Source organism: Metabacillus indicus, from assembly GCF_046603695.1.
Taxonomy (GTDB): domain Bacteria; phylum Bacillota; class Bacilli; order Bacillales; family Bacillaceae; genus Bacillus_P; species Bacillus_P indicus.
On record NZ_CP176757.1, the window covers coordinates 2,350,397 to 2,364,387 of the forward strand.

Genomic DNA, 13,991 nt, shown 5'->3' on the forward strand with positions numbered 1-13,991 from the left:
TTCGTTTTTATAAAAGTAAAGTAAACTTATACAAAATAATAAAATGTTTTTATTTTTTATTTTATTACTTTGATTAAATAAAGGTCACAAAAAAAAGAACCTAACGAAGCATTTTGATTTCGTCAGGTTCAACTTAAGCGATTAATATTTTTTTTCAGTGTATACATCCTATGCCAGTTGCGTTTATTACCCCTTTAGACGTCTGGACTCTCTTTGCTACATTTCCTCAGGGGCCTGTATTCCCAGCAGACGAAGCCCCTCTTTAAGGATAACGGCAGCACAGCAGACAAGTGTCAGCCTTGCTTGTTTTAACTCGTTATCTTCCAGAATTCTGACTGAAGCATAATATTTGTTAAATGATCTGGCCAGTTCAATAACGAATTTTGCAAGCAAGGAAGGATCGTATTCCTCCATTGCTCTCTTAATCACTTCCGGAAATGACAGGAATGAAGTAATAATCGGCCAAGCTTCAAGATCTGATATAATGGCCGCATTGTCCGTTTCTGCAAAGCCCCCCTTCTTTAGAAGAGAAATTGCACGCGCATGAGTATATTGAACATAAGGGGCGGTTTCCCCCTCAAATTTCAGCATATCTTCAAAAGAAAATTCAATATCATTTCGACGATAATGTTTCAGGTCCTGAAATATAACTGCCCCGGTCCCTACCTGACGGGCAACTTCTTCCTTATCAGCAAGATCAGGGTTTTTCTTGTTTATTTGATCCAAAGCCAGTTTGATGGCGTCGTTCAGCACTTCTTCGAGCAAGATAACTTTTCCTTTTCGAGTAGACATCTTCTTTCCATCTTTTAAGATCATTCCGAAAGGTACATGCTCCATTCCCTGCTGCCACTGAAATCCCATCTTTTGCAGCACAGCGAACAGCTGTTTAAAGTGCAGGCTTTGCTCGTTGCCTACTACGTATAAGGATTTTACAAAGTGATAGGTTTCATGACGGTAAATGGCAGCCGCCAGGTCCCGGGTTGCATAAAGTGTCGTTCCATCCTTCTTCTTAATCAGACATGGCGGAAGATCTTCGAGCGGAACGACCATGGCGCCTTCAGACTCTTCTGAAAGGTTCATGTCTGCAAGCATTTGAACGACATTATCCATCTTGTCATTGTAAAAGGCTTCCCCTTGAAAAGAATCAAATGGGATTCCCATCAACTCGTAGATGCCTGAGAACTCCTTTAAGGATTCTTCACGAAACCATTCCCATAATAGAATGGCCTCTGGATCGGCATCCTCCAATTTTTTGAACCATGCACGAGCTTCATTTTCTAACTCAGGATTCGTTTCTGCTTCTTCATGAAACGTGACATAAAGTTTCAGCAGCTCTTTGATAGGCTGTTCTTTTACTTTCAGTTCATCTCCCCACATTTTGTAAGCGGTTATCAATTTGCCGAATTGCGTTCCCCAGTCGCCTAAATGATTAATTCTTACGGGTAAGTAACCGCATTTTTCCGTGATCAGTGCCAGGGAATGACCGATAACGGTTGAACGCAGATGCCCCATTGAAAAAGGTTTGGCGATATTAGGAGAAGAAAAGTCAATTGTCATGACCCCGCCGTTTCCATGCTCCATATCTCCGTAATGGTTCTTTTCAGACACTATTTTTTTCAGCACAAGGGATGATACCAATTGCTTATTAAGGAACACATTTACATATCCGTTCACTGCTTCTGCCTTTTCAAAAAGTGACAAATTCATATTACCGGCAAGTTCACGTGCAATGTGCTGGGGTGATTTTCTTAAAGTTTTTGCAAGATCATAACAGGGGAATGCCAGATCCCCCATATGCTCATATTTTGGCTTTTCAATCATTTGGACCATTTTGTTTTTTTCAAACTGTCCATTCAGCGCCTCAAATAAAATGTCTACAAAATCATTTTTGAAGTTCATACATTCCCTCCTCAAAATAAAAAAAGCTTCCGTCTCTTAAATAGAGACGGAAGCTTTCAATTTCCGCGGTACCACTCTGCTTGTTTTTCCATACAGAAAAACCACTTTACATGAATAACGGGGTCTTAACCCGGCTTTCCCTACTAATTTCAGGCAAGCATCTCAAAAGTCCGGTTCATTACTTGCTTCATGACAGGCTCACACCATCCCTGACTCGCTTACTTTCCGCAAATAATTACTCTCTTTATCAACGATTTTATTTTATATTAATGTATATTATATCCATTCTATTATAAAAAACAATCTTTATTGAAAAAAATTCAAGCTAAGCTGCATCTCTGGATGCTGAGCCAGACCAAAAATGATCAAGCTTCACTTCCTCACTTATTCCCCAGCTGCTCCGCCAAACCGATTAGAAGCCCTTCAGTTCCGCGGATGTAGCAGAGCCGGTAAGATTCCTCGTACTGAACTACTTCCCCTACGAGCTGAGCACCCAGTTTAGTCAGTCTGGATACCATTTCGTCAATGTCTTCTACAGCAAACATGAGACGCAGATAACCAAGGGCATTCACAGGAGAATTCCGGTGATCTGATACAACTGCTGGGTTGAGAAATTGCGAAAGTTCAAGCCGGCTATGGCCATCCGGGGTGACCATTACTGCAATCTCAACACACTGATCACCCAGTCCTGTGACGCGGCCAGCCCATTCACCTTCTACAGTTGCTCTGCCTTCAAGTTTCAGGCCAATCTCTTCAAAAAAAGAGATGACGTCATCGAGGGATTCTACAACGATGCTGACATTGTCCATTCTTAGTAAATTGTTATTTTCCATAGTTTTATCTCCTTATGTAACACAGTTGCTAATAAAGTAAATAACTTCGACTTTCCAGCAAACTATTCCTTCTCTTTGCTTCATCAAATGGTTCGATTCTCTTTAAGCTCAGATAACGGGATAAATAGGTAAGAAGATTTTCATAAAAAACAGCAGGTGCACTTAATAAAGTGCACCTGGTGAATGATTTACGAAATACAGTATCTATTGGAAACGGAAGCAACAGTTCATTGTTCACTGCTTCATTGTATTTCCCTACTCCACATTACTATGCTTTAAAAAAGCCTGCTCATTTGAAACCTTCTTCAGATCAGCGTATTTCAGGCATATTGCATCAAAAAGAAGGTGGACACATTGATCGAATAATGAACCCAGGGGCTGGACCGTCGGCTGTTCGCCTTCTTTGCGGTACTTAGTGGCTGCGGGTACATGGAGAGACATGAATGCTGTTTCTGCAAGCGGACCTTCTGAATCAGCTGTAACTGCCAGAACGAAGCAGCCTAGTTCCTTTGCTTTTTCAGCCGTCCACAGAACACTTTTCGTTTTTCCTGAACCGGATACGGCAACAAGAATATCATCACCCGACATGCCTGGTGTGATCGTTTCTCCTACAGCATAAACCTCCGCTCCCAGATGCATCAGGCGCATGGCAAACGATTTTGCCATTAGTCCCGAGCGACCTTCTCCTGTGACAAAAATCCTCCTATCATTGTTTAATTCCTCAGCGATGGCGATCAACTCACCATTGTCTATTTTGCCTAATACGGTTTCAATCTCTTTTAAAATCGTGTCCGTTCCGCTCATTGCATTGCCTCCTTTTCAAGAATCAGGGCTCGCAGTTTTTCTGCTGCAAGACCGGGATTTTCTGCTTTTGTAATAGCCGATCCTATGATGAGAATGTCAGGAAGCTCTTTCATCCCGCTGATGGATTCAGGCGTCAGTCCGCCTGCTGCAGCTGTCTTAAGTCTTCCGCCAGTAAAGGTAAGGCTTGCTCCCGTCAGCTCTTGTTCATCCTTGCTCACATGCTCGCAGAAAACCGCATGTTTAAACACAGCAAGTTTTTCCCGCTGTTCTGCCGTGGTGCTCAACAGGTCAATCATTACCTGTTTCCCTCTTTTTTCAGCTTCTTTCACGCATGCTTCCACTGTTTGAATGGGACTTGCCCCCATCACGGTCATTATGTCAGCTCCCGCATCAAAGCACAGACCGCACTCGTATACCGCGTTGTCCATGGTTTTCATGTCCGCCATTACATGCTTGTCCGGAAAAGCTTCCTTCAATTTCTGGACGCTGCTCATGCCAAATTCTTTAATTAGGGACGTTCCAGTCTCCAAAATATCAACATGCGGTGCAGCTTTAGATGCTACTTCTATTGCTTCTTCTATCGTCATTCGGTCTAACGCAAGCTGTATCTTCATTTACACCCTCCTAAACCGGTTTAGTATTTCCGTTTTAAAAAAAGAGAATCATCAGGAAGATTCTCTTACAATTAATTCGCAGTCAAACACTTCTTCGGCAGGGGCAACATGTTCACCATTGATTTTTTTCAGCAGGAGCTCTGCAGCTCTCTGTCCCATTCTGTACCCTGGCTGGTCAATCGTCGTCACCCCTGTTTCAGCCAAATGGGCAAGCGGAATATTATCGAATACGACCAGTGCCGCATCCTTTCCGATCTTCAGCTGATTGTCTTTGAAAAATTCAAGAGTTTCCATAAAAACCAAGTCATTTCCTGCAAACAGCGCGGTCGGGGGATTCTTCAGCGAGAACAGCTTTTTAAGTTCTGTTTTCATCTGCTCTCTTTCTGTATGGATCATAAACTCCTGTTTAAGCGGAATGCCTGCTTCACGAAGGGCTTCTTTGTACCCGCTCAGTCTATCGATCCTTGGACTGATGACAAGGGGCTGGGTTGCGATGGCGATTTCCCTGTGGCCGCCAGAGAGCAGATGCCTGATGGATTCCGCAGCTGCAGCTTCATTTGCCGCCAGCACGTAGTTTGCTTTCAATCCTTCCACTCTGCGGTCCATAAATACGACAGGATAGTTCTCTTTGATCAATTTTTGATACAAATCCAGATTTCTGCCGGTCGGAAAAATGATCAGACCATCCACCTGCTTGGCGTGGAGCACTTCTATGTACTTACGCTCTTTTTCTGGATCATCGTCTGCATTGCAGAGAATGGCGTGTATATCATGTTTATGGCAAAAGTCTTCAATTGAACGGCTGACTTCAGTCGACAGCCTGTGCATAATGTTTCCCACGATAATGCCGATCATGGACGTGCGTTTTTGCTTCAGGCTTCTGGCCAGATAATTAGGCTGATAGCCAAGGTCATTAATCGCTGCTTCTATTTTCTTTTTTGTGTCTTCTCCCATATATTCATAGCGCTTGTTGATAAACTGGGAAACCGTGCTTTTCGAAACTCCGGCTTTTCTGGCAACATCCGCCATTGTAATACGTGCCATTTTCATCACTCTTTCAAACATGTCTTCCCCTTCATTCTATCCGATAGATGAGGGGGAATCCACTGCTTTAGCCGATTCAGCCTCCCCTGACTTGCGAGTATTTCTCCGTGTGGCGGGCTTTGTTCACTTCTTCGATAAAGGCTGCAGCTTTTTCTGTCATTTGATAAAGTACCTTATCAGTAAGCTCTGCTTTTGTATTGACAAGTGTGCTCCCCACTCCTACGGCAATGGCGCCTGCTCTGATGTAATCCCCTGTGTTGTGGAGATCAACCCCTCCGGTCGGCATGAGCGGAATATGCGGAAGCGGTCCGGCAATATTTTTCAAGTAGCCTGGTCCGACTGAATCTGCCGGAAACACTTTTATCAGGTCGGCTCCATATTCAAATGCCGTCAAAATCTCTGTTGGTGTAAAGGCTCCGGGCACGCTGATGACTCCGTATCTTTTCGCCATGGCAATCGTTTCTTTTTTGACAGTTGGCGAAAAGATGAATTTTGCACCCGACATAATGGCAGCGCGCGCTGTTTCAGGGTCAAGAACGGTTCCTGCTCCTACAAGCACATCGCTTCCGAAATGAGAAGCTGCTGACTCAATTACGCTGGAAGCTTTCGGTGTTTCCATCGTAATTTCAAGGGCCGTTACCCCTCCTGCTTTCAGAGCACTTCCGATTGATAGAATGGATTCCGGTGTAGCCCCTCTTATGACTGCTACAACTCCGCGTTTTCTGATTTCTGCTGCTCCCATATAATTGGCCTCCTTTTATTATGAAACGTTTAATGCATTGTTTTTCATCTGTTTGTTACCGGACTGTTTTGTTGCCAGAATAGTTAAGATAGCTGAGATGAGCAGCGACCCTGCCATAAAGAGATAAGAAGCTCCAAATCCTCCTGTAGAACCATTCAAATAACCCACGACATATGAACCGACAAATGATCCTAGTGCCCCCATGGAATTAATCAGGGCCATGGCGCCGCCTGCAACATTTCTTGGAAGTATCTCCGGAATAATGGCAAAAAACGGACCGTACGGAGCGTACATGGCTCCTCCTGCTAAAACAAGCAGACCGAAGCTTAGCCAGAAATGATCAGGACCGATTAAATAGGATGCGTAAAAAGCAATCGCTCCAATGAATAGAAATGGCCAGACAAACTCTTTCCTCTTTTGAAGCTTATCTGAGTAATGCGAAGCTAGAAGCATCAGAAGAACGGCCAGCACATAAGGAACAGCCGAAAGCCATCCTGTTTGGACAATGCTCATATTCGGAGCTGCTTTTATGATCGAAGGCAGCCACATCACAAAACCGTATAGTCCGACGCTCCAAAGAGCATATTGTGCAGCCAGTAAAATAACAACTTTTGATTTAAACGCCTCTTTATAGTTTTTAACCGGCTTGATGCCCTGCTGTTCCCGTTCCAAAGCATACTGCAGGTCCGCTTTTTCTTTCGCGCTCAGCCATTTAGCATCTTTTGGATGGTCAAATACGAGTTTCCACCAGAGGAACGCCCAGATGACCGCAGGCAGGCCTTCGATAATAAACATCCATCTCCATCCGTAAGCTTCAAGCAGGTAACCTGAAACAATCGACATCCACAGCACCGTCACAGGATTTCCAAGAATCAGGAACGTATTGGCTCTTGAACGCTCTGCTTTGGTAAACCAGTGACTTAGAAAGACCAGCATAGCAGGCATAACGGCACTTTCAACTACTCCGAGCAAAAAACGGATCGCAAACAAGTAGTTGACATTTGAGACCATTCCGGTCAAGGTGGCAAGAATCCCCCAGCCGATAAGCGACCAGAAGATTAATACCTTGGCACTCTTTTTTTCCGCATAATGCGCGCCGGGCACCTGAAAGAAAAAGTAGCCGAGGAAAAACAGGGAACCGAGCAGAGATGAAATGGCAGGCGTAATCTGCAGATCTTCTGCAAGGCCCCCCGCTGCTCCGAAAGCGTAATTCGCCCTGTCCAGATAAGCAAGGCTGTAAGTAATAAAAACAACGGGTATTAAGCGGATCCATCTTTGCTTTGCAAGCGGCTGATTCATGGAAACGTCCTCCTCAAATAGTCTGATTCATATAGTCAAATAAAGCATGCCTGTCAGGGTAGCCATCATTATCTCCCTGGGACTGAACAGCAAGTGCGCCAATTGCATTTCCCCGCAGAACAGCATCGTGCAGGCTGAGGTTTTCGAGCAGACCGCTGATGAGCCCGACTGCAAAACCGTCTCCCGCACCTACGGTATCGACAACGGCTTCTACCGGGAAGGGACTGACAACCCCTTCTTCTTTAAAGGTTTTGTAATAGGCTCCATCATCTCCAAGCTTGATGACAACTGCTTTTACACCTTGATTTAAATAAAATGCAGCAATTTCCTCCGGACTGCTCAAACCGGTCAAAACCTTTCCTTCCGCTAAACCGGGAAGGACATAATCTGCCTGAACGGCCATTTTGTTCACGGTTTCAATCATTTCCTCTTCGGAAGCCCATAATGCCGGCCGCAAATTCGGATCAAATGTTATGCTTTTTCCAAGTGTTTTCATGTACCTCTGTGCTTTTTCCGCAAATGAACGGGTATGAGAAGAGACGGCAAGCGGAATGCCTGTCATATGTAAATGTGCCGCACGGCTGAAATAGTCAGGCCTGAAATCTTCTTCGTTCATATAACTTGCTGCGGAGCCCTTTCTGAAAGACTGAACGAAAGGGTCACCCGACAGAACTTTTTCCTTCAGCTGGAACCCTGTCGGATACCGCGAATCTTTAAAAACATGCTCTACATCCACTTTTTCCTCTGCAAGCCTTTTCATAATGTATGTGCCAAATGCATCTTCGCCGACCTTGCTTGCCCATCCGGCATTGAGACCAAGCCTTGCAAGTCCGATCGCAACATTCGTTTCAGCGCCTGCAAGTTCACGGGTAAAGTGCTTTACTTCATCAAGCGGTCCCGTCTCATCAGCCATGAACAGCGCCATCGCTTCACCAAACGTCACAACATCCAATGGTTTCATACCCTCTCATCCTTCCATCTGATTTTCTCTTGCTAAACCGATAAATTCTTTTAATCTTTCGTGGGGCTGTATTGGGAATTCCAGTGCAGCCGGCACAGATTTCCCCGTCCTGTTCTGAAACATCCTCCACCCTGCATGTTTTGCCGCTGACAGTCCGGTCGGGTGAATCTTTCCATCTCTTAATGCCACTTCTTTTAAATGTAAATAGGAAATGTACTCACGTAATCTGCTAAATGCTGATTCCGGCTTCTCACCTGTAAAGTGCCAGTTTCCAATGTCAAACGTCATCCTGATTGGAATCTCTATCTTCGAAGCGCTTTCAAAAAAGTCGGCCAGATGCTCAATTTTACCTCCTTGAGGTGTCTGATCATTTTCAATCAGGAGCTGTATCCCTTTATAATCCTTTAAAAATAGATTCAGTTCTGCAAGTTCAGAAACTCCATGTAAATAATAACCGAGTGGGAGTTTCAGCCATTTTGCCCCAACTGCAAGAGCCTCACCGAACACTTTCACTAGTTCATAAGAATTTAAGCGTCCCCCCTCACTCCATACCTCAGACGGCGCAGAGTAAACTGTGAACATATCTAGACGAGTAAGTTCTTCTTTCAGATGCAACAATGAGTCACTTTCTGAAAGCAGCTCCTTGCGTATCTCAATTCCATCCGCTCCTGCTTCGGCTGCTTTCCGGATAAAATCCAGCTGGCCTCTCTCTAAAACTACTTTTCTGTCAAAAACATTCATTGGAATGATAATCAAGCAGCGATCAGCCTCCTAATTTATTAATAAATCGGTTTAGTAAATCGGTTTAGTGAAAGTATAATCTTTTTGAAAACGTTTTACAACTACTATTCACAATTTTTTAAAACAATGGATCAGCCGCCACTTATTTTCATCATTTATAAACCTTGAATCCTTCCTGCAATTGTGCAGATTTTTAATATCCTGATAAGTCTCATGGAATTCATGTTAAAATCAGGTAACGATATTATGATTAAGTGCGGACGGTGATCGAAAAGTGGCTAACATTAAAATACGAGTTCAAGATACGATTATAGAAATTGAAGAAAACGAAAGATATTTTATTGAAGTTAAAGATAAGAGCTTTACCGGTTCAATCCTTGAGAATATGAATTTTGAGTTCGGCGGACGCGTATTCTTTTACATCCTCACTGATGCAGAAACTGTTTTCACCTAAGAAAGCCTCTGCATGAAGAAATTGAAAAGGGACCGCACAAATGCAGTCCCTTTATTTTATCTATAATATTTTAAGTACTTGGTTTCAAGGTATTTGCCATTTTTATCGTAATAGACGTTTTTTATGTAGTGCCATACCGCATCAAAATCTTCGTAGACCTTATAGTAACCAGCTGAATGATATTTAGTCGTAACATACGTCCAAGTATATCCTCCGCCGCCCGGATCTTCTACCGCCTGAATGGAAACGCTTTCTCTATTTGGGGTAGTTGATGCATTCAGCTGCTTTGCCGATGCGCTCTCGCCCGCAAATCCTGCAGTCAAAATCCCTACTGATAGAAAAGTGACTGTCTTTGCAATCATTTTTTTCATATCTTTCTCCTCCTCTAAAGTATTTTACTTCTTTTTCCAGTTTAATATGTTACTAAATACAATCAAAGGGTATATTATACTATTTTGTATTATTTTTCTATCTCTCTCTTATTTTTCTATTTAAAAACCCAGTCCTTCTAAAGGACTGGGTTTTTAAATAAAATTATGATTTTACTTGCTCACCATTGAAAACTTTAACCTCAGGCGGTGCAGCCAAAAACTGCATCGCTTTTCCAGAAAACACTTTAAAATGCTCGCTGCTGTTATGAAGTTCAACTGCTTCTGCATCCTTCCACAGCTCGATCATTTTGTACGCTCCTGCTGTTTCAGTGTCTTTCATTAAATCATAAGAAATGTTGCCATCCTCTTCTCTTGAAGCTGCAACAAGCGGACGAATTTCGCTTAGAAAGTCAGCTTCCTTTTCAGATAATACCTTAAAACCTGCATGTATAATGATCATTTTTATATCCTCCTCTTTCGTTATTTCCACTCTGTAATTTTTTCAACAGGAAGTCGGACAGACTGATAGCCTTCATCTGCTGCTCTACCAATTGAAATGAGCATAACAGGATAGTAGCGCTCTTTATCGAGTCCGTAAGCTTCTGCAATCTTATCTTTTTCAAAACCGCCAATCGGATTTGTATCAAAGCCGTGTGCTCTTGCAGCAAGCATCAGCTGCATGGAAACGAGCCCTGCATCAATTAAGTTCATATCTTTTAGCTGATCAAATGTCATTACCTCAAAAAAGCCTTTTATGGCCGCAACCTGCTGATCGCGTACATCCGCAGGCATAAAGCCTTTTTCCACAGCAGTGCTGTAGATTTCTTCAAGATATTCATCGCTTTTCATATCTGCAAAAACAGCAATTACAGCGGCTGACGTTTCAACTTGTCTCTGATTAAATTTGGCAAGCGGCGCAAGCGTTTCTTTTCCTTCTTTAGTGTCAATGACAACAAAGCGCCATGGCTGAAGGTTAACTGATGACGGAGCAAGTGCTGCTTCTTCAAGAATCTCAGCTATTTCCTCTCTGCTGATTTTAACGGACGGATCATAATTTCTGATGGATCTGCGGCCTCTTACAATTTGCTGGTAGTCATTAATAAGTGTTTGATTCATGATGTATGTTCCTCCCTGATGCTATTCGTTTATTTTTTCAACATTCTCTTTAATGCGGGAAAGCATTCCCAGCAGGACTTTACGTTCATCTTCTGAAAAGTCTGCGAGCACATTTGAGATAAATCGCTGTTTTTCTGAGCGGTATGCAACAATTTTCGATCTTCCTTCTTCGGAAAGACTTACGTAAGTAAATCGCTGATCGTCAGGGTTTTTCCTCCGGACAACCATTCCCTTTTCCTCAAGCTGCTTAAGGTGCCTCGTCACAGCTGCATGATCAATGTGAACAAGCTTTTGCAGAGCCCTCTGACTGATCTCGTCCACTTCATAAAGCTGGTGGAGCAGATCGAGACGGGCCTGGCTGATGCCTGTACAGCGTTCAAACTTGCTCATCGTCTGTTTTGTAATTTCAAAAACCCGGTACAGTATCTCTTCTTCTTCTTCTTTGCAGAAATGAGGCAATCGCATCCTCCACCTTATATAATTGATAAGTCAATCATTGACCTGTCAACTACTATAAACCATCTATTTTCAAAAGTCAAAAGAGAAGATTTTTGTTTTGACTTCATTAAAAATAGCGCTCCGCCAGGGAACGCTCATTAGTTTTTTCCGACTTATACATATAATTTATTTTTGACCTCTTCTCTGAATCTCCTTGTACAAGTTCACAAAAGTTGTACGGCCATTGCGAAGGTTTTCAGGTCCGTCATTTCCAATTGGATAGAGCTCAAGATTCTCCACAATAACATCAGGCGCCCCTACTTGCGGCATTTTATTGATCATGACAAGCGCCTGGGTTGTTCCAGGAGGTGCAGGTGATGCAATCCATACCCACTCTCTGCTTCTTTTATCATTCAGTCTTCCAGCAGGAATCGTTCTGATCAAACCGTGTCCAAGAAGCTTAAATGCCGCATTATAGTATGCTATGGATACACTGATCTGCGGGCTGCTGAAAGCCCCGCCATTTGATAAAGCTGCATTGAGTTCAAAACTTTCCCCCGGAAAAGCTTTAACATATTGAGTAATGAAACTGTTTAATTCCCCGCCAAGCAAACGGACAGCATAGATTCCGCTGCGTTTGGCAATGACCGCATGAAATCCTGTCCATGGTGAAAGGCCGCCTGTTTTAAAGTTGCCGTTTACAATCCGATTATCTGTCACGCTGGTTCCCCCGAATCCATCAAACTTAATTCTTATTAATGTATGTCCATTAACGGGAGTTGACAGTGCGTATGACTACTTGAGTTAGTTGAATAAAAAATAGATATAAAATCTCTGATGAGTTATTGAATCTTGGCAAGAATCCGTGAAACGGAATCGCTATTTTCATCAATCTTCATGTGAGCACACAGCCTTTTATGAACAGCTATGAATTCAGGGGTCATTTCATGAAGGACACAAAGAATTTGCTCTTTTTCTCTCCCCGTGTACCACCCATTTAAAAGCAACCGCTGATTTTCCGTAAGCTTACCCCTTGCCCCTTCTATTTTTGCCCAGTCTCCAGGATTATTAGGCGGATATCCCTTTTCCATATACCAGCCGGCAGCAATCGACCATCGCATCATGTCCAAACAGTGTAAAGCATAATAAATTTCATTCCTCATACATCTCCGGTAAGCTTCATGTGCATATGCAAAAAACTTGTTTCTCCAAATGTCAAATTCAGCCTCACTGGCCTTATACTTTAGAGGTTTTGATTGACTGCGAAGATTTTCCAGAAAACACTCATGATCTTTAACTATTTTTATATCTCTCAACCACACAGAAGGAGATAAATCACCGCTCTTGTAATAAAAGGAATCAACTTTAATAAAACAGTCAAAGTGAGCAATACTGTATACTGTCCACGGAAAGTCTTCAAAAAACAAAACATTTCCCCATCTTTCTGCCCGATTCTTTTTATTTTGCCGGTACTGCTCAAACTCGTCATCTTTAACCACAATACGCAGATCGATATCTGAATAGAGGTCTGTGTTTCCGGCTCCTATTGATCCCCCATAAAAGACCGCTGAGACGCTATCATCGAGAAGAAGATCCTGCTCTACTTCTGCCATCAATTCTTCCCGCCATTTTGGCAGATTTGAATCCCTCTCTTCAAATTTCATTAATGACATAGTCATAAAAAAGTACTCCCTCCCCTATTAATCTTCCTTGCTGTTTAAGGATTAAACAGCGAGATAAAAACTCATAAATATACACATTATGCCCGTGGTGAGTAAGAGGATGCAAAACAGCCTGCGCCATAATCCGCCGATGAAATAAAGTGCAAGCAAGAGATAATAAATCCCAGCAATAATGCCTAAAAACAACAAAAATTCAATTTGTTCATTTGGAGGAAGAGGATTTGTCAGGGCTGTCAACGCTGAACCTCCAATTAAGAGGATGCCAAAAAGCATCAATAAGTTCTTCATACTTTGCTCCCTGGATGTATTCATTTTATCAGTCTCCCAGTTTTTAAGTTTGCCAGTGCTGGAAAACTCTTCACTTTTCCAATTATGCAAGATAGGTGGTGTCACGAACAATCCTTACTGGAAAGAACGGTCTAGATTCATTGAATGCCGTGTAATAATTAGCCGTTCTTAAGTACTTGGGCTTTGAAATACAAATCAAGCTAATACTTATTTCAGCCTGTCTAAAATCGAGCAGTAAAATTGTTGATATGATAAGAAAAGCATAATAAAAAGCCACTTCAATAGAAGTGACTCTATCGTTTTATGGCGTGTTCCAAAATAGGGTAGAAGCAGTCGGGATTACAACAGCCCATAATAGCACAAACGAATTCCCAACCAGACCCACTATTTTAAGAGATGTTATCTTAGTAAGCAAGGCTGTCATGATTCCGATAATCGGCAGTACTCCTGCTATAATTATGGCTGAATTTGAGAATAAATCTTCGTTAAAAAACCAAGCTGTATACACAAGCATAGAAATTAAAAAAGCCGTAATTGATATGATGCCTGACTTTCTCATATCCATCCCCCTCTCAGGTATAAATCAATTTGTTATCCTTACTTATTTTACCACTTGTTATTTGTTATTAAAAACAAAACAACAGCAATTTTCAAAAAACAGTCTATATAAAACATAAAAGAGCCCGTCACATGGATGGCGGGCTC

At 42.5% G+C, this 13,991-nt stretch carries 18 protein-coding genes and 1 other annotated feature; of the genes, 1 reads left to right on the forward strand and 17 read right to left on the reverse strand.

All coding sequences use genetic code 11. The annotated features are described in order from the left end of the window. Nucleotides 1-216: 216 nt before the first annotated feature. From argS to ACK1LH_RS11820, 9 genes are all read right to left on the reverse strand, one after another. Complete coding sequence (gene argS / locus ACK1LH_RS11780) at nt 217-1,899, reverse strand: arginine--tRNA ligase (protein WP_411333126.1); 1,683 nt, start codon at nt 1,897-1,899, stop codon at nt 217-219. 39 nt (nt 1,900-1,938) lie between these two features. Continuing rightward, nucleotides 1,939-2,159 (reverse strand) — a binding site (T-box leader). Between the two features lie 120 nt (nt 2,160-2,279). Continuing rightward, nucleotides 2,280-2,732, reverse strand: a complete 453-nt coding sequence (locus ACK1LH_RS11785; protein ID WP_029280606.1) for a VOC family protein — start codon at nt 2,730-2,732, stop codon at nt 2,280-2,282. Nucleotides 2,733-2,987: 255 nt separating this feature from the next. Next, on the reverse strand, nt 2,988-3,536 hold the full coding sequence (gene hxlB / locus ACK1LH_RS11790) for a 6-phospho-3-hexuloisomerase (RefSeq protein ID WP_411333127.1): 549 nt from the start codon (nt 3,534-3,536) through the stop codon (nt 2,988-2,990). Continuing rightward, nucleotides 3,533-4,150 carry a 3-hexulose-6-phosphate synthase gene (gene hxlA, locus ACK1LH_RS11795; protein ID WP_411333128.1) on the reverse strand — a complete coding sequence of 206 codons (618 nt, stop codon included), beginning with the start codon at nt 4,148-4,150 and terminating at the stop codon, nt 3,533-3,535. Before hxlA ends, hxlB begins: the two co-directional genes overlap by 4 nt. A gap of 51 nt (nt 4,151-4,201) precedes the next feature. Further along, nucleotides 4,202-5,215, reverse strand: coding sequence for a LacI family DNA-binding transcriptional regulator (locus ACK1LH_RS11800; protein ID WP_411333130.1), 1,014 nt, complete (start codon nt 5,213-5,215; stop codon nt 4,202-4,204). Nucleotides 5,216-5,270: 55 nt separating this feature from the next. Next, a complete protein-coding gene (locus tag ACK1LH_RS11805; RefSeq protein ID WP_029280598.1) occupies nt 5,271-5,936 on the reverse strand; it encodes a bifunctional 4-hydroxy-2-oxoglutarate aldolase/2-dehydro-3-deoxy-phosphogluconate aldolase in 666 nt (221 codons plus the stop codon). Between the two features lie 18 nt (nt 5,937-5,954). Then, nucleotides 5,955-7,235, reverse strand: a complete 1,281-nt coding sequence (locus ACK1LH_RS11810) for an MFS transporter (RefSeq protein ID WP_029280596.1) — start codon at nt 7,233-7,235, stop codon at nt 5,955-5,957. Nucleotides 7,236-7,248: 13 nt separating this feature from the next. Further along, nucleotides 7,249-8,196: a sugar kinase gene (locus ACK1LH_RS11815; protein WP_411333131.1), complete on the reverse strand. Its 948-nt coding sequence runs from the start codon at nt 8,194-8,196 to the stop codon at nt 7,249-7,251. Between the two features lie 6 nt (nt 8,197-8,202). After that, on the reverse strand, nt 8,203-8,952 hold the full coding sequence (locus tag ACK1LH_RS11820; protein WP_051827246.1) for a sugar phosphate isomerase/epimerase family protein: 750 nt from the start codon (nt 8,950-8,952) through the stop codon (nt 8,203-8,205). 259 nt (nt 8,953-9,211) lie between these two features. Between ACK1LH_RS11820 and ACK1LH_RS11825 the strand changes: the two genes are divergently transcribed. Further along, nucleotides 9,212-9,391, forward strand: coding sequence for a hypothetical protein (locus tag ACK1LH_RS11825; RefSeq protein ID WP_411333132.1), 180 nt, complete (start codon nt 9,212-9,214; stop codon nt 9,389-9,391). Between the two features lie 56 nt (nt 9,392-9,447). Here the strand turns inward: ACK1LH_RS11825 and ACK1LH_RS11830 are convergent, their stop codons facing one another. From ACK1LH_RS11830 to ACK1LH_RS11865, 8 genes are all read right to left on the reverse strand, one after another. Beyond that, entirely contained in the window at nt 9,448-9,762 is a 315-nt protein-coding gene (locus tag ACK1LH_RS11830) for a hypothetical protein (RefSeq protein ID WP_203287483.1), read from the reverse strand. A gap of 163 nt (nt 9,763-9,925) precedes the next feature. After that, entirely contained in the window at nt 9,926-10,222 is a 297-nt protein-coding gene (locus ACK1LH_RS11835; RefSeq protein WP_029280590.1) for a putative quinol monooxygenase, read from the reverse strand. A 20-nt stretch (nt 10,223-10,242) separates the two neighbouring features. Then, entirely contained in the window at nt 10,243-10,878 is a 636-nt protein-coding gene (locus ACK1LH_RS11840; protein WP_411333133.1) for a nitroreductase family protein, read from the reverse strand. A 21-nt stretch (nt 10,879-10,899) separates the two neighbouring features. After that, nucleotides 10,900-11,343, reverse strand: a complete 444-nt coding sequence (locus ACK1LH_RS11845; RefSeq protein ID WP_411333134.1) for a MarR family winged helix-turn-helix transcriptional regulator — start codon at nt 11,341-11,343, stop codon at nt 10,900-10,902. Nucleotides 11,344-11,502: 159 nt separating this feature from the next. Further along, entirely contained in the window at nt 11,503-12,036 is a 534-nt protein-coding gene (locus ACK1LH_RS11850; RefSeq protein ID WP_029565938.1) for an NTTRR-F1 domain, read from the reverse strand. Nucleotides 12,037-12,158: 122 nt separating this feature from the next. Continuing rightward, nucleotides 12,159-12,995, reverse strand: coding sequence for a hypothetical protein (locus ACK1LH_RS11855; RefSeq protein WP_242524603.1), 837 nt, complete (start codon nt 12,993-12,995; stop codon nt 12,159-12,161). 45 nt (nt 12,996-13,040) lie between these two features. Then, nucleotides 13,041-13,391 (reverse strand): hypothetical protein, encoded by a 351-nt coding sequence (locus ACK1LH_RS11860; protein WP_411333136.1) that lies wholly within the window; start codon nt 13,389-13,391, stop codon nt 13,041-13,043. A 196-nt stretch (nt 13,392-13,587) separates the two neighbouring features. After that, the gene (locus ACK1LH_RS11865; RefSeq protein WP_029280582.1) at nt 13,588-13,845 is read right to left on the reverse strand and encodes a hypothetical protein; all 258 of its coding nucleotides are present in this window, start codon (nt 13,843-13,845) and stop codon (nt 13,588-13,590) included. Nucleotides 13,846-13,991: the final 146 nt, after the last annotated feature.